Here is a 22,713-nt window from a genome sequence, read left to right on the forward strand (position 1 = left end):
AACAGACTCGACAGATAATACTCAGAAGGCGGCGTTGAAACGGACGTAGTAGCGGCCGCCGTAGGTGTCGTAAGGGGCGTTGCGCGAATATTCGATGCCGCGGCTGGCCTGGTAGATGGCCTTGGCCGGATAGGTGTCGAAGATGTTCTCGCCCGCCACCTTGACCGCCAGATTGTCGGTGATGTGGTAGGTCACCGACAGGTCGACGAAGGTGATGCCGTCGAAGGTCTGGAAGATGTCGCCGGTGGAATTGCCGCTGCTGTCAGTCCAGCCGCCGTAGTAGCGGACGCGCACCTGGTAATCGAAGGGATTGTCGCTGTAGGTCAGGCTGCCGGTGATGTTGTTCTTGGGCAGGCCCTGTTCATACAGCACCTTCTGCGTGGGGTTGGCGTTCAGGCTGCCGCCCGTGACCATGGTCAGGTTGTGGTTGTACGCCAGCTTCATGTCGATGCGGGCCGTGTCGAACACCGGCTGGGTGTAATCCAGCACCACGTCCAAACCCTGGGTGCGGGTGTTGAAGTCGTTGGTAAACCAATACACCGACGTGAAGTTGTCCGCCCCGGGCACGCCCTGGGCCACCAGCTGCGCCTTCTGCGCCGCCGTCAGGTTGATGGTGGGGGAGCTGGAGAAGCGGTGGTCCACATCCACCTGATAGGCATCGACGGAGCCCGACAGGCCCACATCCGTACGCCACACCGCCCCCAGGCTGTAGTTCCGCGACGTTTCAGGGCTCAGCGGCTTGGCGCCCAGGGCCACGGCCAGCGGGTTGTCCGGCGACAGGCGGCCGCTGGTGAACAGCTGCAGGGTCTTGGTGTCCAGCCCCTGCGAGGTGCTGAGCGAGTTTATCTGCCCCGGCGTGGGCGCGCGGAAGCCGGTGGAGTAGGAGGCGCGCAAGGCCAGGTCCGGCGTGACCTCATACCGGGTGGAGGCTTTGTAGGTCATCTTGTCGCCGAAGCCGGAATAGGTCTCGTAGCGGCCGGCGGCGCCCACGGTCCAGTCCGGGGTCAGCTTCGCTTCCATGTCGAGGTAGCCGGCATAGCTGGTCTGGTACCAGGACCCGGCCTGCAGGTTGCTGAAGCCGGGAAAGCCGTTGGCGCCCGAGGCCAGCCCGGCGGCGGCACCCGGCCCCACCTGGTAGGAGGCCGTGTCGCCCGCCTCCACCGTGTAGATCTCCAGCCGGCGCTCGGCGCCGAAGGCGATGTTCAGCGGCTCATCCAGGCCGGCGTCCAGACGATAGACGCCATCGGCGTTCAGGTTGAACTCATCCTGCCGCTGGGTGCCCAGGTTGAAGTTGTAGGGGCTGGTCGGGCCCAGGGAGGCGTTGATGGAATTGTTCAGGAAAAACCGGCTCTCATTCTCGCCGTAGCTGCCGCTCAAATCCCAGTCCAGGTCGCCGCCGACATGGCCCCGGGCGCCCCAGGCGGCCTGGTAGTCGGTGTACTTGATGCCTTCCTTGGGCGTGAAGCCGTTGGGATAGACGCTGCGCAGGTCCCAGCCGGGGAAGACCCTGGGCGCCAGGCCGTAGACGCTGGCGTTGTTCTTGGGGTCGGGGATGCGCCAGTTGATGTCGTTCATGCCCTCGCCGGTGGCGATGGTCATGAAGCCATAGAGCTCCACGGCGCCCACGGGCAGCAGGCCGTCCACGGCGTAGTGATAGCTGCTCTCATCCGGCCGGCCCCAGCGCTGCACCGGGTTGGCGATGGTCAGCTGCGGGTTGGCGGCCTGGAAGGCCTTGGCGTCGTCGCGCTGGTGGGTGCGCGAGGTCAGCGTGCCGTCGGACCATTCGGCCGTGGCCATGAGGTGGCCGCCGTCGCCGATCTCGGTGGCGCCCCGCAGGCCGCCGTTCCAGGTGGTGCCGTCGCCAGCGTAGTACTGCGAGCCCTGCATGTAGCCGTAGACGCCGGGCCGGTCATCCAGCTGGATGTTGATGACGCCGGCGATGGCGTCGGACCCGTACTGGGCCGAGGCGCCGTCGCGCAGTACCTCGACCCGGCCGATGGCAAAGTCCGGGATCTGCGCCAGATCCGGGCCCTGGGCGCCGCGCGTGCCCAGGTAGGCGGTGCGGTGGAAGCGCTTGCCGTTGATCAGCACCAGGGTCTGGTCGGGCGACAGGCCGCGCAAATGGGCCGGGCGGATGAACTGCCCGCCGTCGGAGCTGGGCAGCTTCTGCACGTTGAAGCCGGGAATGACCTGGGTCAGGTTCTCCAGCAGCTGGTTGGAGGCGCCGTCCTGCAGGTCCTTGGCCGACAGCACGTCGACCGGGGTCATGGTGGTGAACTGGGTGCGGCCCCGGTCGCGGGTGCCGGTCACCACCACCTCGTCCAGGCTGCCGCCGGCGGCGTCGGCCACCTGCACCTCGGCCGGGGCGGGTGCCGCCTGGACCTTGCGCGGCGGGGCACCGGTGGAAACCGGCGTGGGTGCCAGCTTCAGCACCACGGTGTGGCCATCGTCCGACGCCACCACCAGGGGCGTACCCTTCAGCAGGCGTGCCAGGGCCTGCTGGCGATCCAGGTCCCCTTGCAGCGCCGCCGTGGAGATGCCGTCCAGCTGGTCGGTGGGCGCCAGGATCTGGATGCCGGCCTGCTGGGCGAACAGCGGGATGGAGCGGACGGCCGGCTGGGCCGCCAGGTCGAAGTGCGCGCTTTGCGCCCAGGCCGGAACCGCCCACCCCATCAACGCCGTACTGCACAGAGCAAAGAAACTGCCATATTTCTTAATCATGACGATCATTCCCCAACAATGGTTGGCGATTTGGCCGGTCGTTGCCGCCTATCGCACTCGTTTCCGCGTTCATACTGGGGAGAGATCGGTCGGATTATATTTCCGCCACTGCGTCATTTAAGTTTAACAGGTGAACCTGAGTCGCCGCGAACCGGCCACGGCCACCTCAATCATAAAGAACTATCGAATCGCCATCTTCCCGATACTTGGCGCTGAAGCCGACAGCCACCGCCCGGGCGAAGCCGTCCAGGTCGGTGGCCTGGAACAGGCCGGAGATATGGCGCTGCGCCAGGCGGTCGCTGGCCAGCACGATGCGCCGGTGGGAGTAGCGGGCGAACTGCGCCGCCGCCTGGGCCAGCGTCTCGCCCGCGAAAGCCAGGCGCCCTTCCCGCCACATCAAGGCGCGGTCGAGGGCGCCGGGGACCACCGCCTCGAAACTGACCAAGCTGCCGTGCCCGGCGCCGCCGGGACGCACGCTGACCTCCTGCCCACCGCTCACCAGCACGGCGTCCCGCGATACCAGGTGCAGGGTCCAGTCGCGGCCGGTGACGCGGTCCAGCGTTTCCGCCAGGGGCGAGGGCGCGCCTTCCACCGCCACCTTCCCCGACAGCACGGCCACGGTCATGACGCCGTCACCGTTCAGGCGGGCGCAGCAGGCGCCGCCGGTGGTGGCCAGCTGGGCGAGCGGGCTGCGGACGACAAAGGGGCGGTCGGAAACGGGGGCCGCGTCGAAAAACGCCTCGCCCCGATCCAGGTACAGCAGCCGCCGGCCGGCGGTATAGGCCAGGGTGACGGACGAGTCGGTGTTCAGCGTCAGGGTGGAGCCGTCATCCAACGGAATGTGCCGCACCTCACCCACGGCGGAGCTGTAGGTCTGCCGGGCCGCCGGCTGGCGCATCCCCGCCCCCAACGCCGCCAGGCCGGCCACGCTGGCCGCCGCCGCCAGCAGGCGACGGCGGCTGTGGAGGGGCGCGCGGTCGCGGGGAGCGGCCTCCCCGATGGGAGCGGGCGTCAGGTCCCGCCGGCTCAGCAGCAGGGCGCGGGCGCGGGCCAATGCGCCGAGATGGCGGGGGTCGGCGGCCAGCCAGGCGTCAAGCTCCCGCCGTTCATCGGCGGTCAGGGCGCGGGCGTCCATCCGGGCCACCCAGGCGGCGGCGGCCAGATCGATCGCCCCGGCGGTTTGTCTTACGCTCACGCTCATCGGGTCCCTTGCCAACCGATCACCGTTCGCCCCGGCCGAAGCGCTCCGACAGCAACTTCAGTCCCCGGGTGATGTGCTTTTCCACGGTGTTTTCCGACAGGCGCATACGCCGCGCGATCTCCTGCTGCGGCAGGCCTTCCACCCGGCGCATAACGAAGGCGCGGCGGGTCTGGCGCGGCAGGTCGGCGATGGCGTCCTGGATCAGGCGCAGTTGCTGGCGCGCCGATGTCACCTCTTCCGGCGAGGGGGCGTCCACCACCGCCTCCAGCGTCGACAGGTCGGCCACGGCGGCGATGGGCACCACGCGCGACTGGCGCACCAGGCGCAGCACGACCGAATAGGCGGTCTGGAAGGCATAGGCGCGCGGGTTCTCGATCCCGGCGACACAGGCCTTGGCCACCAGGATGGCGTAGGTCTCCTGCACCACGTCATCGGCATCGAAGCCCAGGAAGGACTTCGAGCGCAGCCAAGCCCTGAGCCCGTGTTCATGCGGCAGGATGTGGGCGGCCAGCCACCGCGCCCTCTCGTCGCTGAAGGGGGCATCCCTGAACGGGGCATCGCCGAGGGGCGCGCGTTGCGGCCCGTCCTGCGGCCGGGTGATCGCGTCGTGTCGATCCTGCACGGGGGCGTCATCCACTGGAGGTGCATCCCTCAACGGCCGCCTCGGGGTGGGGCGGCGCCGGGATACTAGGGGGTGGATGCACCGGCGGGGGACTTTCCCCCACCCGTCATAAAAATTTAAGACGGGGTGGTGACGGGCAGTTGGGGACAGACAGGCTCCAAGCCCGGGTCGCCGATGGTCTGGCCCGTGGGTCCCACGGGGTCCCGGGGACCGTGCACGCCGTCGGCCAGCTGCCAAACCCGCACCTGCCCGGTGCGGCCGCGCAGGCTGAACTCGCCCACGTCGGTCATGGGCACGCCGCAGTCGGCGGCGGCGTCCACCGTGTCGGCGCTGGCCAGCACGATGCAGGCGGCGGCCGGGTCGGCCAGGTCGGCGCCCAGCGCCTCCAGGCGGGCGGCAGCGTTCACCGTATCGCCCACGATGGTGTAGTTGATGCGGCTGCTGGTGCCGATGTTGCCCACGACCACCGGGCCGGAATGGATGCCGACGCGCAGGCGGATGGCGGGCCGGCCCTGGGCCACCGCCTCGTCATAGCTCTGGCGGATGCAGCGGTTGATGGCGGCGGCGGCGCGCAGGGCGCGCGCGGCATGGTCCGCCTGTTCGTCCGGCGCCCCCCAGAAGGCCATGACGGCGTCGCCGATGAACTTGTCCACCGTACCGCCCTCGGCCTCGATGCAGGCGGACAGCAGCGTGAAATGCTCGTTCAGCAGCGAGGCGGTCTGCGCCGGGGTCATGTTCTGGGCCAGGGTGCTGAAGCCCTTGATGTCGGTGAACATGACGGTGACGTCACGCTCCTCGGACAAGATCGAGCCGGCGTGGTCGCCTCGGCGGATAAGGCGCAGCACCAGGGCCTTGGGCACGTAGGACTCGAACCAGCGCAGGCCGGTCAGCATGGTGTTGAAGGCGGCGGCCGCGTCCGACAGTTCGCGCAGGCGGCTGTCGGGCAGGTAGGGCACGGCGTGGAAGTCCAGGTCGCGCAGCGACGACGCCGCGTGCGACAGGCCCCGGATCTGCCGGCTGATGGTCTTGCCCAGGATCAGGCTGAGGGCGACCGACACCAGCAGGATGGCGACGCCACCCAGGCCGAACCAGCGCACGCGGCGGATTTCCTGGTCCACCTCGCGCTGCGGCAGGGCCATGACCAGGGTCCAGTTCTGGGCACCGTAGCCGCTGAGGTCGCGCAGCAGGTAGACGTAGTCGACGTCGCCGACGCTGGCCTGGCGGAAGTCCAGGTCGCGCAGCTTGCCGCCCATGCCGTCGCGCGCCACCACGCGGCCGGGGGGCTGGCGCTGCCAGATGCCGGCGGCCACGGGATCGCCCAGGTCGGACAGGGTGGGCAGGGGCGGGTTGCGACCGGCCAGGTTGAAGGTACGGCCAATCAGGGCGGGATGGGCCAGCACGTGGTCGGCATCGAACAGGATGAAGGCGGTCACACCCTGGCTGCTGTCCAGTTCGCCCAGGAAGCCCGACAGGTCGGCGAAGCTGACGCCCACCAGCACGGCGCCCAGGAACTTGCCGCTCTTGGATCGCACCGGCGCGCGCACGGTGAGGAAGCTGGTGCCCTCATCCTCAGACCACACCGGGTCCACCCAGCGGGCGACGGGCGCCGCCTTCATCTCCTGCATCAGGAGATCGCTGTTGGGCGGCGGCGGCACGGTGATGACTTCGGCGTCGTTGGGGCCCGTGCGACGGGCCACGGTCCAATGACTGTCGGCGGACAGGAAGCTGACCGCGGTGATCTGGGGCGACGCCGCCAGGGCCGAGCGCAGGTTCTGGCCCAGCCGCGCCTCATCGCTGGTGTCGATCTCCCCCCGCTGAATGGACGCCACCAGGAATTCCGCCTGGTATTGCGCCGGGTCCAGCTGGGCGCGCACCCGCACCGTCATCCCGTCCATGGCCAGGATGACCTTGTCGGTCAGCAGCGCCGCAGTGTTGCGGGTGGAGGTGCTGAAGCCCAGGATCAGAACGCTGGCCACCGCCACCAGGACCAGCGTGCCGAAACCCAGCAGCAGCGCGGTCGCGATGGAGACGCGCACGGCGGACCGCCGGATGGGGCATCCCTCCGCCGGCCTTTCCAGAGCCTGTGTCGTTTCGCTCATGACCGCACGGTAGCCGTCGGGCAGGCCGACGGCAACTGCGGCAAGCGTGCAGGCCCCCCTGCCGCCGGTATGGGCCTAATTCCTACTTAGCATATTGCATAGTGCAAACGAGACTCTGTGACGCCGCGCATATTGCATTAAGCAATACATAATGCATCGATTTTGCTGATGCCGTGTGCCGCGGGTAACTCCACACCAGATCGCAACCTCGGCGAAAATGGCTGGAAAAGGCCAATAAATGGTTAACGCGACGACGCGCCGCATCCTTGGCCCACAGCTTGCAGAGGTTGCCATGTCTCGCAGAACAACCCCGGTAAGGGACCCGCAGACGGTGGAACCGACGGAATTTGCCTATTCAGCGTTTTCGGCTTCGCGTCCCTGATAGCCCCAGGGTCGAGGCGACTCTGGAGAGGCAGGAACACCTGACGCCCCATCACCGGCATACGCGGCCGTGCCATCAATCGGTTCTGGCAGAACGCGTAAACTATCCAACGGCGCGGATCCAGGTGGTCCGCGCCGTCTCTTTTCTTCGCATCCCCCGTGCCGTATCGTCATCGCGCCCTGGTTGCCGGAAGCCCACCGCGATGCACGCTTGGCGACTCGCCCTGTTGCCACTGCTGATCCTGACGGCGGCCCTCCAGCCGGCCGAGGCCCGGACGCATCGGGCGCACCACAAGCCGCACAAGGAACGCGCCGCGAAGGGGGCCCACGGCCTTATCCCCGCCGGCAACGGCGTGGTCATCGGCGTGCTCAGCGGCGACACCGTCACACTGCGCGACGGCCGGGTCGTTCGCCTGGCCGGTATCCTGGCACCCAAAATGGGGGCGACCAAGGCCGCGCGCACCGCCCACGCCAGCAGCTCCCAGGACGAGAAGGCAGGCCGCACCCCCTGGCCCCTGGCGGAAGAGTCGCGGCATGCGCTGGAGGAGCTGGTGCTGAACCGCACGGTCAACCTGATGCTGGGCGGGGTGGACCATGACCGCTACGGCCGCGTCCTGGCCCACCTGATGGTGCGCGACGGACGCCACCAGGTGTGGGTGCAGGACGCCCTGCTGCGCCAGGGTTGGGCGGAACTGGCGCCCCACCCCGACGCGCCCCGGGGCTTGGCCGCCCTGCGCCGGGCGGAGGATCACGCCCGCGAAGGGCAGCTGGGTCTGTGGGCCGACGGCTTTTACGCCGTGCGCGACCCCGACACAGCCTTCCGGGCCCAGGGCCGCTACGCCGTCGTCACCGGCCGCGTGCTGGACGCGGCCGACGCCCGCGAGCGCATCTACCTCAACTTCGGCGCCGACCGGCGCACCGACTTCACGGTGGAGATCGACCGCCGTGATATGGCCGCCTTCCGCGCCCGCCATCTGAGCCCGCTGGACCTGAAGGACCGATTGGTGGAGGTGCGCGGCTGGGTGGAGGATCACAACGGCCCCATGATCCGCGTCACCAACCCCGACCAGATCATCACCACCGACGGCCGCTGGCCGCGCCGCCGCCCGGTGCGGGGCCGGAAGGAAGACAAGGACGGGGGCGACACGGCGCCGGCCGCATCGGATCCCTGAGCGACGGAGGACACCCGCGACGCCTTCGTCACGGTCAACGCCAACACCTAGCGCAGGTAGGCGCCCGCGTCCTCACCCCGGGCCACCGCCATGCCCATCTGCAAGCTGCGGCCGATGCGGGCGCTGACCTCCGCCAGGCGGTCCGCCGCCTCCGCCGTGAACAGGCCCCGGGCCGTCTCCTGGAACAGGGCCAGCCAGCGGCGGAAGTGATCCGGCCCGATCATGGCCAGGCCGGCGTGCACCACCATGGGCCGGCCATCGTAGCGGCCGGTGGACAGCAGGACGGAGGACCAGAAATCCACGATGCGCGCGCGGTGGCGGTCCCATGCCTCCTCGGTGGTGCCGACGGCGCCCTCGAAGACCGGACCCAGCAGCGCATCCCGGCGCGCCCGGTCGTAGAAAGCCCGCACCAGGACGGTCAGCGACTCTTCCGTGAAGGCGGCAAATGGTTGTGACATCGCTGTAAAAACTCCCGCAAAACAGGCCAGGCGGAACCGGCCGGGCTTGGTTGGGTTTGCGCTGGGGGCCGGCCTTGGCCTACACTTCGGCCCTTATTCGAGCAATCTGGTGTACCGACCCATGGCGCGCGGCGATCTTTTCCCACCCCTGGAACTCTACCGGACGGGCACGCTGGCCGTCAGCGGCCTGCATACCATCTACTGGGAGGAAGCCGGCAACCCCGACGGCGCGCCCGTGGTCTTCCTGCATGGCGGCCCCGGTGCCGGCGCCTCGCCCACGCACCGCCGCTTCTTCGACCCCAGGCACTACCGCATCGTCATCCTGGACCAGCGCGGCGCCGGCCGGTCAACCCCGCTGGGCGAAATCCGCGAGAATGGCATTCCCGATCTCATTTCGGATCTGGAACAATTGCGCTCGGTGCTGGAGATCGACCGCTGGCTGGTGTTCGGCGGCTCCTGGGGGTCCACCTTGGCGCTAGCCTACGCCCAGGCCCATCCGGAACGGGTGAAGGGCCTGGTCCTGCGCGGCATCTTCCTGATGCGCCAGCAGGAGATCGATTGGTTCCTCTACGACATGCGCACCTTCTTCCCCGAGGCTTGGTCCACCTTCGTGGCCCATATCCCCGTGAATGAGCGGGGCGACCTGCTGGAAGCGTACTACCGCCGTCTGACCTCCGCCGATCCGCAGACCCGCATGGCCGCAGCCCGGGTGTGGAGCGTGTATGAGGGCGCCTGTTCCACCCTGCTGCCCAGCCCGGAACTGGTGTCGGCGTCGGGCGAGGACAACCACGCCCTGGGCCTGGCGCGCATGGAGGCGCACTACTTCCGCAACAACAAGCTGTCGCCGGAAGCGGCCCTGCTGGAAAACATCGACCGCATCCGGCACATCCCGGCCATCATCGTCCAGGGCCGCTACGACGTGGTCTGCCCCATCCGCACGGCGGACGAGTTGCACCGCGCCTGGCCCGAGGCCGACTACATCGTCGTGCCGGACGCCGGCCACAGCGCCATGGAACCGGGCATCCGCTCCGCCCTGGTGCAGGCGACGGAGCGGTTCAAGACCCTCTGACCTCCCGGGGCGCCACCGGTTTAGAAATCGCTGCAGCGGCCCTTGCGTTCCCAGTCGCCATAGCGAGTGGGCTCGGGGCCGCTGGGGCCGCCGATTTCGCGCACGGCCGGCTGTTCCGCCGCCGGGCCCTTGGCAGGCTCGGGCTGCGTCTCAGGCGTGGCCGGGGTGGTGGGCGCCACGTGCGTCTTGAATACCGGGGCCTTGGGATCGGGCATGTGGGGGGGCGGCTTGCTCATGAGGCTATAATTGGCCCCGGTGCCCGCCGCCGCCAAGGGCTTTTGCCGGGGGCCTGCCTTTCCCGCCCGAATCCATGCCGGAAACGGGGGGCGGGTGGCCGAAAGGGGCCGGTGACAGCGGGCCCGTTCCGGGGTACACCCCGGCCCCATGAATACCGAAACGCTGGCCGCCCGCCGGGTGGTCCTGGATCTCTTGGAAAGCGTGCTGCGCCGCCGCGTGCCGCTGGATGACGCGTTGGACCAGCACCGGGGCCTGCCCGGTTTGGAGCCGCGCGACCGCGCCTTCGTCCGCCTGCTGACCGCCACCGTCATCCGCCGCCTGGGCCAGATCGATGCCGTGGTCATGGCGCTGCTGGCCCGGCCGGACCTGCCCAAGGCCGGCGTGCTGGACATCCTGCGCGTTTCCGCCGCCCAGTTGCTGTTCCTGGGCACCCCCGCGCACGCCGCCGTGGACACCGGCGTGGAACTGGCCGTGGCCAAGGGCTTGGCCGGCATGAAGGGCCTGATCAACGCCGTGCTGCGCCGCCTGGCGCGCGAGGGCGCCGACCTGCTGGCCGCCCAGGACGCCGGCCGCCTGAACACGCCCGACTGGCTGTGGCTGGCCTGGCGCCAGCACTACGGCACCGGCCATACCCGCGCCATCGTCGACGCCCACCTGGTGGAGGCGCCGCTGGACATCACCGTGAAGGGCGACCCGCACGCCTGGGCGGAACGGCTGGAGGCGACAGTGCTGCCCACCGGCACCCTGCGCCGCGCCGCCGGCGGATCGGTCACGGAGCTGCCGGGCTTCAACGAGGGCGCCTGGTGGGTGCAGGACGCCGCCGCCGCCCTGCCCGCCCGCCTGCTGGGCGATGTCGCCGGCCTGACCGTCATCGATCTGTGCGCCGCGCCGGGCGGCAAGACCGCCCAGCTGGCCGCCGCCGGCGCCAAGGTGACGGCGGTCGACCGCTCCGCCCCCCGGCTGGACCGGCTGTCGCGCAACATGGAACGCCTGGGCCTGTCGGTCGCCACGGCGGTGGCCGACGCCACCAAGTGGCTGCCGGACGAGCCGGTCGACGCCGTGCTGCTGGACGCGCCGTGCAGCGCCACCGGCACCATCCGCCGCCACCCCGACGTGGCGCGGCTGAAGACGCCGGAAGACGTGGGCCGCCTGTCGGGCGTGCAGCGCCGCCTGCTGGACCGCGCCATCGACATGGTGAAGCCCGGCGGCCTGGTGGTCTACTGCACCTGCTCCCTGCAGCCGGAGGAAGGCGAGGAGCAGTTGTCCAAGCTGCTGTCGCGCCGCCTGGACGTGATGGTTGAACCCGTCATCCCCGTGGATTTGGCCTATGGTCCGGACGCCGACGCCACGGCGCTGGCGCCGCTGGTGACCGATAGTGGCGACGTGCGTACCACGCCCGGCCATTGGGCCGAACTGGGCGGCCTCGACGGATTCTTCATGACCCGCTTGCGCCGCACCGCCTAGCGGTTGGCAAAGCGGCCCTTAGTTGATAGGAACCATAGTCACCATGCAGCAGCCGGTACGCATCGCCCCCTCCATCCTGTCGGCCGACTTCGCCAACCTGGGCGCGGAGGTGCGGGCCGTGGACGCTGCCGGCGCCGACTACATCCATATCGACGTCATGGACGGGCATTTTGTGCCCAACCTGACCATCGGTCCCATGGTGGTGCAGGCGCTGCGCCCGCATTCGGCCAAGGTGTTCGACGTGCACCTGATGATCAGCCCCGTGGACACTTTCGTCACCGCCTTCGCCAAGGCCGGCGCCGACATCATCACCGTCCACCCGGAGGCCGGCGCCCACACCCACCGCACGCTGCAGCTGATCCGCAGCCTGGGCAAGAAGGCCGGCGTGGCGCTGAACCCGGCGACGCCCATCTCGGTCCTGGACTACATCATGGACGACGTCGACATGATCCTGGTCATGTCGGTCAACCCCGGCTTCGGCGGCCAGTCCTTCATCAACAGCCAGAAGGACAAGATCAGGGCCATCCGCCAGCGCATCGACGCCGTGACGGCCGGCACGTCCCGTGTCATCGACCTTGAGGTCGACGGCGGTATCAATGCCGAGATGGCGCCCGTGGCGATATCCGCCGGCGCGGACGTGCTGGTGGCCGGTACCGCCACCTTCCAGGATGGGCCGGAGGCCTACGCCGACAACATCCGCCGCCTGCGCGGCCCGCTGGTTTAAGGGGTCGAACGGCGCATGGCCCGTGTCATTTCCGGCATGAGACGGTTCCGCGCCGGCCCTGGCGCGCTGGTCTACCGGACGCCGCTGTACGGCGTGCTGCTGAAAAGCCGCGCCCCCCAGGCGCTGGGCGTGGTGCCGGCCGACCCGTGGCCGGGCGACCCCCGTCAGGGTGAAGCGCTGCTGGCCGGCCGCTTCGCCTTCGCGGGTGAGGAGCGCCAGGCCGACCTGCCGCCCTGGCTGGACCTGTCCGCCGGATCCGCCTGGCTGACGGCCCTGCACGGCTTCGACTGGCTGCGCCACCTGAAGGCCGCCGGTGGCGACGCCGCCCGCCGCCAGGCCCGCGTGCTGGTCACCAGCTGGCTGGACGGCTTTTCCTCCTGGCATGCCGTGGCCTGGGCGCCGGAGGTGACGGCGCAACGCATCGTCGCCTGGATCGGCGCCCACGACTTCTTCCTGGCCAGCGCCGACGATGGCCTGCGCGCCCGCGTCTTCGACAGCCTGGCCCGCCAGATCCGGCACCTGGCCCGGCTGGTGCCCGGCCGCCTGCGCGGCGTGGACCTGATCCTGGGCATCAAGGGCCTGGTCTATGGCGGCTTCTGCCTGCCGGGCCGGGGCCGTACCGCCCAGCGCGCCCTGTGGCTGCTGAACCGCGAGCTGACCCGCCAGGTCATGCCCGATGGTGGCCACGTGCAGCGCAGCCCTTCCCTGCAATTGCAGGTCCTGCGCCACCTGATTGATATCCGGGGCGTGCTGCGCGCCGCGCGGGCCGACGTGCCCGACGCCGTGCAGCACTCCATCGACCGCCTGACGCCCACCCTGCGCTTCTTCCGCCATGGCGACGGGGGCCTGGCCCTGTTCAACGGCGGCTGGGCGGAAGACCCCGCCTTCATCGACACGGTGCTGAGCCAGGCCGACGCCCGGGGCCGGCCCCTGCGCTCCGCCCCCCATGTGGGGTTCGAACGGCTGGCGGCGGGCCGCGCCTGCGTGCTGTTCGATGCCGGCGCGCCGCCGCCGGCCGGCCTGGACGCCCGGGCCCATGCCGGCAGCCTGTCGTTCGAGATGAGCGTGGGGCGTGAGCGCCTGATCGTGAACTGCGGCAGCCATCCGTCCGAGACCGGCGCCTGGCGCGGGGCCTTGGCCTCCACCGCCGCCCACTCCACCCTGGTGGTGGCCGACACCAACTCCGCCTCCGTGCGCGAGGATGGCGGCCTGGGCCGCCGCCCGCATCCCGTGGAGGCCAAGCGGCGCGAGACGGGCGGGGCCGTCCTGGTCGAGGCGGCGCACGACGGCTATCGCGACGGCTTCGGCCTGATCCACCACCGCCGCCTGTACCTGGCCGAGAATGGAGAGGACCTGCGTGGCGAGGACAAGCTGGAGGGCGGATCCGGCGGCCAGTCCTACACCCTGCGCTTCCACCTGCATCCGGGCGTGCACGCCAGCCTGTCCCAGGGCGGCGACGGCGTGTTGCTGCGCCTGCCGTCGGGCGCCGGCTGGCGCCTGCGCCTGTCGGGCGGCACGGTGGGGTTGGAGGAAAGCGTCTACCTGGGCGACGGGCCCGAGCCGCGCGGCACCCTGCAGGTGACCGTGCGCGGCACGACCGCCCCCGGCGGCGCCACCGTGAAGTGGGCCCTGCGCCGCGAGAAGAAGACCGAGGGCGCCGACCCCTGACCCACTCCGTCTGAATTCCTCTTGAGCCCGGCCCTTTGAGCATGATGCGATCGCATCATGCTCAAAACATTTTGAGTGTCTTGGCCCGGGTTTCTCTTTTCCCAACGTCCCATCCAAGCCGGATTGCCATCATGACCAGCCCCGATCTCGTTCCCCTGCGCCGCGCCCTCATCTCCGTGTCCGACAAGACCGGCCTGATCGAGCTGGGCCAGGCCCTGGCCGCGCGCGGCGTGCACATCCTGTCCACCGGCGGTTCCGCCCAGCGCCTGGCCGAGGCCGGCGTGCCCGTGACCGAGGTGGGGGACCACACCGGCTTCCCCGAGATGATGGACGGCCGGGTGAAGACCCTGCACCCGCGCATCCACGGCGGCATCCTGGCCCGCCGTGATGACGAGGGGCACGTGGCCGCCATGAACACCCACGACATCCCCGGCATCGACCTGGTGGTGGTGAACCTCTATCCCTTCGAGGCCACGGTGGCGAAGGGCGCCGACTTCGAAACCTGCATCGAGAACATCGACATCGGCGGCCCCAGCCTGATCCGGGGTGCGGCCAAGAACCACGACTTCGTGGCGGTGGTGACCGACCCGTCCGACTATGCCCCGCTGCTGGCCGAGCTGGCGGCCCATGATGGGCAGACCACGCTGGACCTGCGCCGCCGCCTGGCGGCCAAGGCCTATGCCCGCACCGGCGCCTACGACGCCGCCATCGGCGCCTGGTTCGCCAACCGCCTGGGCCAGACCTGGCCGGAGAGCGTGACCGTGTCCGGCACCCTGCGCCAGACCCTGCGCTATGGCGAGAACCCGCACCAGACAGCCGCCTTCTACGTGACCGGGGAGCGCCGCCCCGGCATTGCCACCGCCACCCAGTTGCAGGGCAAGGAGCTGTCGTACAACAACCTGAACGACACCGACGCGGCGTTCGAGCTGGTGGCCGAGTTCGACCGGCCGGCCATCGCCATCATCAAGCACGCCAACCCCTGTGGCGTGGCCGAGGGCGATGACCTGCCCACCGCCTACGCCCGTGCCCTGGCCTGCGACCCCGTGTCCGCCTTCGGCGGCATCATCGCCGCCAACCGTACCCTGGATGCCGTGACCGCCGAGGCCATATCCCGACTGTTCGCCGAGGTGGTGATCGCCCCCGACGCGGACGAGGCCGCCCGCGCCGTGCTGGCGGGCAAGAAGAACCTGCGCGTGCTGCTGACCGGTGACCTGCCCAACCCGGCCCAGGCCGGCACCCTGATCAAGACCGTGGCCGGCGGCTTCCTGGCGCAGAGCCGGGACGATGGCCGGGTTCTGCCGGGCAACCTGAAGGTGGTGACCAAGCGCGGCCCGACGGCGAAGGAGCTGGCCGACCTGCTGTTCGCCTTCCGTGTGGGCAAGCATGTGAAGTCCAACGCCATCGTCTATGCCAAGGACCTGGCCACGGTGGGTATCGGCGCCGGCCAGATGAGCCGAGTCGACAGCAGCCGCATCGCGGCCATCAAAAGCCGGGAGGCGGCGGAGGCCGCGGGCCTGGCCGAGCCGGGCACCAAGGGCAGCGTGGTGGCATCCGACGCCTTCTTCCCCTTCGCCGATGGCCTGATCGCGGCGGCGGAAGCCGGGGTGACGGCCGTCATTCAGCCCGGCGGCTCCATGCGTGACCAGGAAGTGATCGACGCTGCGGACGAGCGCGGCCTGGCCATGGTATTTACCGGCATGCGTCATTTCCGTCACTGACGGCGGCAGGGACAGGGGGGACGGTTCCGTATCAGGGACCATCCCCCTTCCACCCCGCCCCTATCCTTGAAAGGCGGGTGTTCAGGGATGGCGATAACCGATGGGGTAAGCCCAGGACCGCGAAGCATGCGGTAACCTGGGCGAAGTAAAACCAGGGCAGCCCGTATGAACGCCTCCGCGCCAGACCATACTGCTTCGGCCGGCGCCTCTCTCCCTGATCTTCTGGCTGGCGGCGTCCAGGCCCCGGATGGCGGCGTCCATTCCGACGCGACCGCCGTTCCCTTGATCCCGTCCGCCGGTCGCCCCGTGGCGGCCCTGCTGGTCATGAGCCTGGTGCTGACCCTGCTGGTCTTCGCCTGGGCCGCATGGGACCACCACCGCCGCGTCTGGGACGATGCCCGTGAGCAGGTGGTGGACGTGACCCACGTACTGGAAGAGCATGCGGGCAAGATCTTCAGCATCCATGCCACCAGCTTGCGCTATGTCGAGCGCCTGGTGGATGACGCCGGCTGGAAGGACATCGCCGGTGACAGCCGTTTCTACGACCGCTTGCGGGAAATCTGGCAGGCCTCTCCGGAGTTGGAGAGCGTGTGGGTGGTGGACCCCACCGGCATCATCCGCGTGAACACGGTGCAGTGGCCCACGCCCGCGCTGGACGTCGGCGACCGGGAGTATTTCCGCGCCCAGCTGAAGCCGGGCGCCGGCATCTTCATCGGGCAACAGTTGCGCGGCCGCATCTCCGGCGCAGCCTTCCTGCCCATCAGCCAGCGCATGGAAACGCGGGATGGCCGTTTCAACGGCGTTGCCCAGCTATCGCTGAAGCCGGACTATTTCATCGCCTTCTACCGGTCGCTGTTCTCGGCCGATCCCAAGACCATGATGCTGGTGCGCGAGGATGGCGCCGTGCTGCTGCGCGAGCCCGCCCCCGCCGATGGCGACCTGCAGCAGGGCTTCTATCCCGAGCTGCTCAAGACGCCGGAGGACCCCACCGGCACCTTCATCCTGACCTCTTCCATCGATGGGGTGCGGCGGCTGTACGCCCGGCGCAAGGTGCCCAACCTGCCGCTGTACGTCCTCTACGGCATCGACACGGCCAGCATCGCCAAGGAATGGGAAGACAGGGCCCTGGTCTACGCCGCCGTGGCCGTTCCGGCCTCGCTGGCGCTGATGCTGGTGGCCTGGATCGCCATCCGCCGGTCACGCGACCTGGCGCGCGCCGACCGGATCCTGCGCCATGCCAACACCCTGCTGGAGGCGCGGGTGGCCGACCGCACCCGCCACCTGGACCGCGCGCTGGCGGAACGCGAAATGCTGCTGCGCGACACCCACCACCGGGTGAAGAACAATCTGCAGGTCGTCTCCAGCCTGCTGCAGCTTCAGGCCGGCATGAACCCGGCGTTGCGCCCCGCCCTGGGCGACGCCCTGCGCCGCATCCACGCCATGGGCATCCTGCACGAGCAGCTGCACCACGCGTCGGACGTCGACGTGGTGCAGCTGGACCGGGTGATCACCGCCCTGACGCGCGAGATCGACAACATCCACCAGGGCGAGGGGCACGCGGCGGGCGGGCCGCGCCGCGTGTCCGTGGTGCTGGACCTCATGCCGCTGGAGAGCGACCTGACGGCGTCCGTGCCGGTGACCCTGGTGCTGAACGAGGTGCTGTCCAACGCCTTCAAGCACGCCTATCCCGGGGATGGCACCGGCACCCTGGCCGTGACCCTGCGACGGGAGGGGGCGGAGGGTATGCTGACTGTCGCCGACGATGGCGTGGGCATGCCGGATACCGCCACCGGAAGCGGCCGCAAGAGCCTGGGCCTGCTGCTGATCGACGCCTTCACCCGCCAGCTGCGCGGCAGTTTCCTTTACGAGGCGACCACGCCGGGCACGCGATTCACGCTACGGTTCCCGCTGGGGTGAGCAACGTTGGCATAATATGCCAATTGGGCTTAAGCTAAGGTTTCCGAACTGATGGCAGGAGCATTCCCATGCCGACACGCAACGTGGTGCTGACCGACCACAATGAGCGGGTCATCGAAGACTTGGTCCGGACAGGGCGTTATCAGAATGCCAGCGAAGTGCTGCGGGCCGGCCTAAGGCTCATTGAGCGAGTGGAAAATGAGCACGCCGCCAAGTTGAAGGCGCTGGGCGAGGCGGCGGAAGCCGGCCACCGTGAAATGGATGAAGGGCGGTTCGACGAGGTTACGGACGACGGTTTGGAAGAATACGTGGCCGCGCTTGGCAGGGAAGCGGCTGGCGGTCCCTGACGCATGCTGCGCTATCGGATCACGCCCCTGGCCCGCGCGGACATACGGGCCATCTTGGCACATTCGAATCTGACGTTCGGCGATTTGGCGCGCCGGCGATATGAGGCGCTCATAGTCCAAGCCATTCGCGACATTGCCGCGGCACCGCATCGGCTGGGCAGCGTCGAACGACCGGAGCTGCGGGGCCGAACCTATCATTTACGGTATAGCCGAGCGAGGGCCTGTGTCGCGGGCGCAGCCGTCCACAATCCCCGCCATCTGTTGCTCTATCGCCTGGAACCCGGTGTGGTTGGCATCGTGCGTGTCCTTCACGATGCCATGGACGTGGAACAGCACCTTCCGGCAGAAGACACGCCCTGAGATGGGATCCCTCTGAAACGCAAACCGGCCGCCCTTGAGGGGGCGGCCGGAGCGATGGGCACGTCTTGAGGGCGGCGATCAGCCGTCACCCATCTTGAGGGCGGCGATGAAGGCGCTCTGGGGGATTTCGACCTCGCCGAACTGCCGCATGCGCTTCTTGCCTTCCTTCTGCTTGTCCAGCAGCTTGCGCTTGCGGCTGATGTCGCCGCCGTAGCACTTGGCCAGCACGTCCTTGCGCATGGCGCTGATGGTTTCGCGGGCGATGACGCGGCTGCCGATGGCGGCCTGCACGGCAATCTTGAACAGCTGGCGCGGGATCAGCTCCTTCAGCCGTTCGCACAGCAGGCGGCCGCGATGCTCGGCCTGGCTGCGGTGGACGATGGTCGACAGGGCGTCCACCGGCTCGGCGTTCACCAGGATGGACATCTTGACCAGGTCGCCGGTCTCGTACCCGTCCATCTGGTAGTCGAAGCTGGCGTAGCCGCGGCTGATGGACTTCAGCCGATCATAGAAGTCGAACACCACCTCGTTCAGCGGCAGCTTGTAGACCAGCATGGCGCGACCGCCGACATAGGTCAGGTCGATCTGCTGGCCGCGCCGCTCGGTGCACAGCGCCAGGATGCCGCCCAGGTACTCGTCGGGCAGCATGATGGTGGCGCGGATCCACGGCTCATCGATGTGGTCGATGCGGATGGGGTCCGGCATGTCGGCCGGGTTGTGCATGTCGATGACCGACTTGTCGGTCATGTGGACCTTGTAGATGACGCTGGGCGCCGTCGTGATCAGGTCCAGGTTGAATTCGCGCTCCAGGCGTTCCTGGATGATTTCCAGGTGCAGCAATCCTAAGAAGCCGCAGCGGAAGCCGAAGCCCAGGGCGGCCGATGTCTCCGCCTCGAACTGGAAGCTGGCATCGTTCAGGGCCAGCTTGCCCAGGCTTTCGCGCAGATGCTCGAACTCCGCCGCGTCGGTGGGGAACAGGCCGCAGAACACCACCGGCACGCTGGGCTTGAAGCCTTCCAGCGGCTCGGCCGCCGGGCGGCGCTCCTCGGTGATGGTGTCGCCGACCTTGGTCTCGCGGATGTCCTTGATGCCGGCGGTGATGAAGCCCATCTCGCCCGGGCCCAGGCGGCCCGACTGCACGGCCTTGGGCGTGAAGTGGCCGACGCGGTCGGCCTCCTTCGCGGCGCCCGTGGCCATCATGCGGATCTTCTGGCCGACCTTCAGCTCGCCATCCACGACGCGCACCAGGATGACCACGCCCAGGTAAGGGTCGTACCAGCTATCGACCACCAGGGCCTTCAGCGGCGCGTCCAGGTCGCCCTTGGGCGGCGGCAGGCGGGTGACGATGGCCTCCAGCACGTCCTTGATGTTCAGGCCGGTCTTGGCCGAGATCATGACGGCGTTGCTGGCGTCCAGGCCGATGACGTCCTCGATCTGCTGCTTGATGCGGTCGGGTTCGGCCGCCGGCAGGTCGATCTTGTTCAGGACTGGGACGATCTCATGGTTGTGGTCGATGGCCTGGTAGACGTTGGCCAGCGTCTGCGCCTCCACCCCCTGCGAGGCGTCCACCACCAGCAGCGAGCCCTCGCACGCCGCCAGCGACCGCGAAACCTCATAGGCGAAGTCGACGTGGCCGGGCGTGTCCATCAGGTTCAGCTGATATGTGCGCCCGTCATCGGCCTTGTAGGTCAGGCGCACGGTCTGCGCCTTGATGGTGATGCCGCGCTCGCGCTCGATATCCATGCTGTCGAGCACCTGCTCGCGCATCTCGCGGGCGTCCAGGCCGCCGCAATACTGGATCAGGCGATCGGCCAGGGTCGACTTGCCGTGGTCGATGTGGGCGATGATGGAGAAATTGCGGATGTGCGAAAGGTCGGTCATGACGGGCCGGTCTGGGGAAACTGACCGCGACCATAGGATGCCCGGCGTCCCCGCGCAACCGCGGGGTTGGCGGGGCGTTCATGTGCGGGTTGGGTGCTTAGGACGCGATGGCCGCCGCCAGGTCACGCAGGCCGGAAACGGTCACCGTCGGCGGAATGCCCCAGGGGTCGAACAGCGCCTGGGGCGAGCGTTTCACCCAGGCCGCGCGCCAACCGGCGGAGAGGGCGCCGATGACGTCGAAGGGGTTGCTGGAGACCAGCCAAGTGTCGGCCCGCGCCGCCGCCGCCGTCTTCAGGAAATGGCCGTAGACGGCCGGGTCGGGCTTGAACGATCGCAGGTCGTCCGTGCTGACCACCCCCAGGAACAGGCCGCTGATACCGGCGGCGTCCAGCAGGGTGTGCACCGCCTCGGCGGCGCCGTTGGAAAAGGCGTAGAGGCGGAAGCCGGCCGCGCGCAGCTGGGCCAGCCCGTCCGCCACGTCGGCGAAGGCCGGTAGCGTGCGGTAGGCGGTCAGCAGGGCCGTGCGCTGGTCCAGGCTCAGCGGCGCCCCATAAAAGGCATTGGTATGGTCGAGGGCCTGGGCGGTGCAGACGCTGAAGGGGACGTAGGCCCGCATCAGGGCCCGGCGGAAGGCGTATTCCAGCTGCCGCTCCCGCCAGGTGCGGGAGAAATCCGCCGCGCGGTCGCCCACCATACCCCCCAGCATGGCCACTAGGCCGTGGGTGTCGATCAGCGTGCCGTAGACATCAAAAGCCAGTGTCGCCGTCATCGGGACCCTCCCTCACCAGAGGGACAATCCTACCCCGCCCGCACCTTGGTCAGGAAGCCCGCCACCTGGTGGCGCAAATGGTCGGATTGGGCGACCAGGTCCTGGGCGGCGTGCAGCACGTCCACGGCCATGGTGCCGGTCTCGCTGGCGGCGCGGGTCACCTGGCCGATGGTGCTGGACACGTCGGAGGTGCCGGCGGCGGCCTGGGCCACGCTGCTGGCAATCTCGTTGGTGGCGGCACCCTGCTGCTCCACCGCCGCGGCGATGGTGGTGACGATGTCGCTGATGCGGCCGATGGTGCCGCTGACGCCGTGGATGGCGCCGGCGGCACTGCCGGCCACGGCCTGGATCTCGCCGATCTGGGCGCTGATCTCCTCCGTCGCCTTGGCCGTCTGCGTCGCCAGGGTCTTCACCTCGCTGGCCACGACGGCGAAGCCCTTGCCGGCCTCACCCGCCCGCGCCGCCTCGATGGTGGCGTTCAGCGCCAGCAGGTTGGTCTGGCTGGCGATGTCGCTGATCAGGCGCACCACGTCGCCGATCTTGCGCGCCGCCTCCACCAGGCCGCCCACGGTGTGGTTGCTACGCTCCGCCTCCACCACGGCGTTCTGGGCGATCTGCGAGGATTCCTCCACCCGCCGGCCGATCTCCTGGATGCTGGTGGACAGCTGCTCGGCCGCCGCCGCCACGGTGTTGACGTTGCCGGCCGCGGCCTCCGCCGCGCCGGCAACCGCCAGGGTCTGGTGGTTGGTCTGCTCGGCGATGGCCGACAGGCCCTTGGCGTTGCCCTGCATGCGGTCGGCGGCGCCGGCCACCCCCTCAACCACCTGGTTCATGCTGGCCTCGAACTCGTCGGCCAGCTGGGCCAAGGCGGCCAGGCGCTCGGCCTGGGCCTGGGCCTTCATCGTCTCCTGCTCATGGCGCAGGGTGTCGGCCTCCACCATGGTGCGCTGGAAGATGCGCAGCGCCCGCACGGTGGCGCCGATCTCGTCCCGGCGGTCGGTGGCCCGCACCTCCACGTTCTGGTCGCCGTCGGCCAGGGCCGTCATGGTATCGACGATGCGCTTCAGCGGGCGCGATACGCTGGCCCAGGCGATCCACAGCGCCAGCGCCATGATCAGCACGGCGCCCGACAGGCCGGCCACCAGCGTCACCCAATAGGTGCGCTCGTTGCGGGCCTTGGCGGCGGCCTCGCCCTTGCTCAGATTCTCGTCCACCGCCTTGGTGATGACGGTCAGCCGGTCCAGCAGCTTGGACAGGCGGATGTCGAACTCATCGGTCAGGGTGGCGGCGCCGGCCTTGATGTTGCCGGCCGCCATTTGTTCGCGCGCCTCTTCCGCGAACTTCATCATGGCCTTGAACTCGTCCCGGGCCATGGCCAGGTCGTCCTTGGACCCGGGGTTCAGCTTGGCCACGCTGTCCAGGTACTTGGAGAGGTCGCTGGCCTGCTGCCCGATCTCATCCTTCATGCTGTCGATGATGAACTTGTCGGTTTCCGCCAGCATCATGTAGCTGATGCGGCCGATGTTGGCGGCGGCGCCATTGGCCCGGTCGATGGCCTTCAGGGCCTCCGCCTCGCCGCGCAGCAGGTGCTGGTATTGCGCAGCACCCGTGTTCATCTGCGACAGGGTATAGAGGGAGGTGCCGAGCGTCACCAGACCCATCAGGATCAGAGGCAGCAGCAGCTTCTGGATGATGGGCAGATCCCGGAAAAACTTCATGCCGTCTGTCCTCCCCCAACGGGTGACGCCATAAGTGTAGGCGTCAGTTTCCGCTTTTTATCTTTGGAAAGATAGTAAGGGGTGGGGGCACGGGCGGTGCAAGTGGTTAAAGTCGTCTAAAATTCACAATAAGTTGGTTAAAAAGAAAGGCGCCCCCTGAAAGCCAAGGGGCGCCTACTGCAAGCTT

At 68.9% G+C, this 22,713-nt stretch carries 18 protein-coding genes; 9 read left to right on the top strand and 9 right to left on the bottom strand.

The annotated features are described in order from the left end of the window. Positions 1–21 precede the first annotated feature (21 nt). From FBZ89_RS18715 to FBZ89_RS18730, 4 genes are all read right to left on the bottom strand, one after another. Positions 22–2,721, bottom strand: coding sequence for a TonB-dependent receptor (locus FBZ89_RS18715; protein ID WP_246172332.1), 2,700 nt, complete (start codon positions 2,719–2,721; stop codon positions 22–24). A 166-nt stretch (positions 2,722–2,887) separates the two neighbouring features. Further along, entirely contained in the window at positions 2,888–3,916 is a 1,029-nt protein-coding gene (locus FBZ89_RS18720) for a FecR family protein (RefSeq protein ID WP_186457435.1), read from the bottom strand. A gap of 25 nt (positions 3,917–3,941) precedes the next feature. After that, positions 3,942–4,559, bottom strand: coding sequence for an RNA polymerase sigma factor (locus tag FBZ89_RS30925; protein ID WP_186457436.1), 618 nt, complete (start codon positions 4,557–4,559; stop codon positions 3,942–3,944). A gap of 101 nt (positions 4,560–4,660) precedes the next feature. Then, entirely contained in the window at positions 4,661–6,643 is a 1,983-nt protein-coding gene (locus FBZ89_RS18730) for an adenylate/guanylate cyclase domain-containing protein (protein WP_145751395.1), read from the bottom strand. A 584-nt stretch (positions 6,644–7,227) separates the two neighbouring features. On the opposite strand from FBZ89_RS18730, the gene FBZ89_RS18735 reads away from it, so the two are divergent. Next, positions 7,228–8,196: a thermonuclease family protein gene (locus tag FBZ89_RS18735; protein ID WP_145751396.1), complete on the top strand. Its 969-nt coding sequence runs from the start codon at positions 7,228–7,230 to the stop codon at positions 8,194–8,196. Between the two features lie 47 nt (positions 8,197–8,243). Here the strand turns inward: FBZ89_RS18735 and FBZ89_RS18740 are convergent, their stop codons facing one another. Continuing rightward, on the bottom strand, positions 8,244–8,654 hold the full coding sequence (locus tag FBZ89_RS18740; RefSeq protein WP_145751397.1) for a group III truncated hemoglobin: 411 nt from the start codon (positions 8,652–8,654) through the stop codon (positions 8,244–8,246). A gap of 121 nt (positions 8,655–8,775) precedes the next feature. Between FBZ89_RS18740 and pip the strand changes: the two genes are divergently transcribed. Continuing rightward, positions 8,776–9,723 (top strand): prolyl aminopeptidase, encoded by a 948-nt coding sequence (pip, locus tag FBZ89_RS18745; RefSeq protein WP_145751398.1) that lies wholly within the window; start codon positions 8,776–8,778, stop codon positions 9,721–9,723. 20 nt (positions 9,724–9,743) lie between these two features. Here the strand turns inward: pip and FBZ89_RS18750 are convergent, their stop codons facing one another. Continuing rightward, on the bottom strand, positions 9,744–9,959 hold the full coding sequence (locus FBZ89_RS18750) for a succinate dehydrogenase assembly factor 4 (protein WP_186457437.1): 216 nt from the start codon (positions 9,957–9,959) through the stop codon (positions 9,744–9,746). Between the two features lie 148 nt (positions 9,960–10,107). On the opposite strand from FBZ89_RS18750, the gene FBZ89_RS18755 reads away from it, so the two are divergent. From FBZ89_RS18755 to FBZ89_RS18785, 7 genes are all read left to right on the top strand, one after another. Beyond that, entirely contained in the window at positions 10,108–11,424 is a 1,317-nt protein-coding gene (locus tag FBZ89_RS18755; protein ID WP_145751399.1) for an RsmB/NOP family class I SAM-dependent RNA methyltransferase, read from the top strand. 43 nt (positions 11,425–11,467) lie between these two features. Continuing rightward, on the top strand, positions 11,468–12,148 hold the full coding sequence (gene rpe, locus FBZ89_RS18760; RefSeq protein ID WP_145751400.1) for a ribulose-phosphate 3-epimerase: 681 nt from the start codon (positions 11,468–11,470) through the stop codon (positions 12,146–12,148). Between the two features lie 15 nt (positions 12,149–12,163). Continuing rightward, positions 12,164–13,816 (top strand): heparinase II/III family protein, encoded by a 1,653-nt coding sequence (locus tag FBZ89_RS18765; RefSeq protein ID WP_246172335.1) that lies wholly within the window; start codon positions 12,164–12,166, stop codon positions 13,814–13,816. A 131-nt stretch (positions 13,817–13,947) separates the two neighbouring features. Beyond that, positions 13,948–15,534, top strand: coding sequence for a bifunctional phosphoribosylaminoimidazolecarboxamide formyltransferase/IMP cyclohydrolase (gene purH / locus FBZ89_RS18770; protein ID WP_145751401.1), 1,587 nt, complete (start codon positions 13,948–13,950; stop codon positions 15,532–15,534). 165 nt (positions 15,535–15,699) lie between these two features. After that, entirely contained in the window at positions 15,700–17,451 is a 1,752-nt protein-coding gene (locus FBZ89_RS18775) for a sensor histidine kinase (RefSeq protein ID WP_145751402.1), read from the top strand. A gap of 68 nt (positions 17,452–17,519) precedes the next feature. Further along, the gene (locus FBZ89_RS18780) at positions 17,520–17,798 is read left to right on the top strand and encodes a type II toxin-antitoxin system ParD family antitoxin (RefSeq protein WP_145751403.1); all 279 of its coding nucleotides are present in this window, start codon (positions 17,520–17,522) and stop codon (positions 17,796–17,798) included. 3 nt (positions 17,799–17,801) lie between these two features. Next, a complete protein-coding gene (locus tag FBZ89_RS18785) occupies positions 17,802–18,158 on the top strand; it encodes a type II toxin-antitoxin system RelE/ParE family toxin (RefSeq protein WP_145751404.1) in 357 nt (118 codons plus the stop codon). 78 nt (positions 18,159–18,236) lie between these two features. Here the strand turns inward: FBZ89_RS18785 and lepA are convergent, their stop codons facing one another. The 3 genes from lepA to FBZ89_RS18800 all read right to left on the bottom strand — a co-directional run bounded on the left by lepA (position 18,237) and on the right by FBZ89_RS18800 (position 22,526). Further along, positions 18,237–20,039, bottom strand: coding sequence for a translation elongation factor 4 (gene lepA / locus FBZ89_RS18790; RefSeq protein ID WP_145751405.1), 1,803 nt, complete (start codon positions 20,037–20,039; stop codon positions 18,237–18,239). Positions 20,040–20,136: 97 nt separating this feature from the next. Beyond that, entirely contained in the window at positions 20,137–20,808 is a 672-nt protein-coding gene (locus FBZ89_RS18795; protein ID WP_145751406.1) for a haloacid dehalogenase type II, read from the bottom strand. A gap of 29 nt (positions 20,809–20,837) precedes the next feature. Next, positions 20,838–22,526 (bottom strand): methyl-accepting chemotaxis protein, encoded by a 1,689-nt coding sequence (locus FBZ89_RS18800; RefSeq protein WP_145751407.1) that lies wholly within the window; start codon positions 22,524–22,526, stop codon positions 20,838–20,840. Positions 22,527–22,713 lie beyond the last annotated feature (187 nt).

This window comes from Nitrospirillum amazonense (genome assembly GCF_007828045.1).
GTDB classification, from domain to species: Bacteria; Pseudomonadota; Alphaproteobacteria; order Azospirillales; family Azospirillaceae; genus Nitrospirillum; species Nitrospirillum amazonense_C.

Bases quoted from the DNA above. Each gene is read 5' to 3' on its own strand.
- FBZ89_RS18795 (WP_145751406.1), bottom strand. From the start codon at position 20,808: ATGACGGCGACACTGGCTTTTGATGTCTACGGCACGCTGATCGACACC.
- FBZ89_RS18785 (WP_145751404.1), top strand. From the start codon at position 17,802: ATGCTGCGCTATCGGATCACGCCCCTGGCCCGCGCGGACATACGGGCC.
- FBZ89_RS18730 (WP_145751395.1), bottom strand. From the start codon at position 6,643: ATGAGCGAAACGACACAGGCTCTGGAAAGGCCGGCGGAGGGATGCCCC.
- purH (WP_145751401.1), top strand. From the start codon at position 13,948: ATGACCAGCCCCGATCTCGTTCCCCTGCGCCGCGCCCTCATCTCCGTG.
- rpe (WP_145751400.1), top strand. From the start codon at position 11,468: ATGCAGCAGCCGGTACGCATCGCCCCCTCCATCCTGTCGGCCGACTTC.
- FBZ89_RS18715 (WP_246172332.1), bottom strand. From the start codon at position 2,721: ATGATTAAGAAATATGGCAGTTTCTTTGCTCTGTGCAGTACGGCGTTG.
- FBZ89_RS18755 (WP_145751399.1), top strand. From the start codon at position 10,108: ATGAATACCGAAACGCTGGCCGCCCGCCGGGTGGTCCTGGATCTCTTG.
- FBZ89_RS18765 (WP_246172335.1), top strand. From the start codon at position 12,164: ATGGCCCGTGTCATTTCCGGCATGAGACGGTTCCGCGCCGGCCCTGGC.
- FBZ89_RS18740 (WP_145751397.1), bottom strand. From the start codon at position 8,654: ATGTCACAACCATTTGCCGCCTTCACGGAAGAGTCGCTGACCGTCCTG.
- FBZ89_RS18750 (WP_186457437.1), bottom strand. From the start codon at position 9,959: ATGAGCAAGCCGCCCCCCCACATGCCCGATCCCAAGGCCCCGGTATTC.
- FBZ89_RS18800 (WP_145751407.1), bottom strand. From the start codon at position 22,526: ATGAAGTTTTTCCGGGATCTGCCCATCATCCAGAAGCTGCTGCTGCCT.
- FBZ89_RS18735 (WP_145751396.1), top strand. From the start codon at position 7,228: ATGCACGCTTGGCGACTCGCCCTGTTGCCACTGCTGATCCTGACGGCG.
- pip (WP_145751398.1), top strand. From the start codon at position 8,776: ATGGCGCGCGGCGATCTTTTCCCACCCCTGGAACTCTACCGGACGGGC.
- FBZ89_RS18775 (WP_145751402.1), top strand. From the start codon at position 15,700: ATGAACGCCTCCGCGCCAGACCATACTGCTTCGGCCGGCGCCTCTCTC.
- lepA (WP_145751405.1), bottom strand. From the start codon at position 20,039: ATGACCGACCTTTCGCACATCCGCAATTTCTCCATCATCGCCCACATC.
- FBZ89_RS18780 (WP_145751403.1), top strand. From the start codon at position 17,520: ATGCCGACACGCAACGTGGTGCTGACCGACCACAATGAGCGGGTCATC.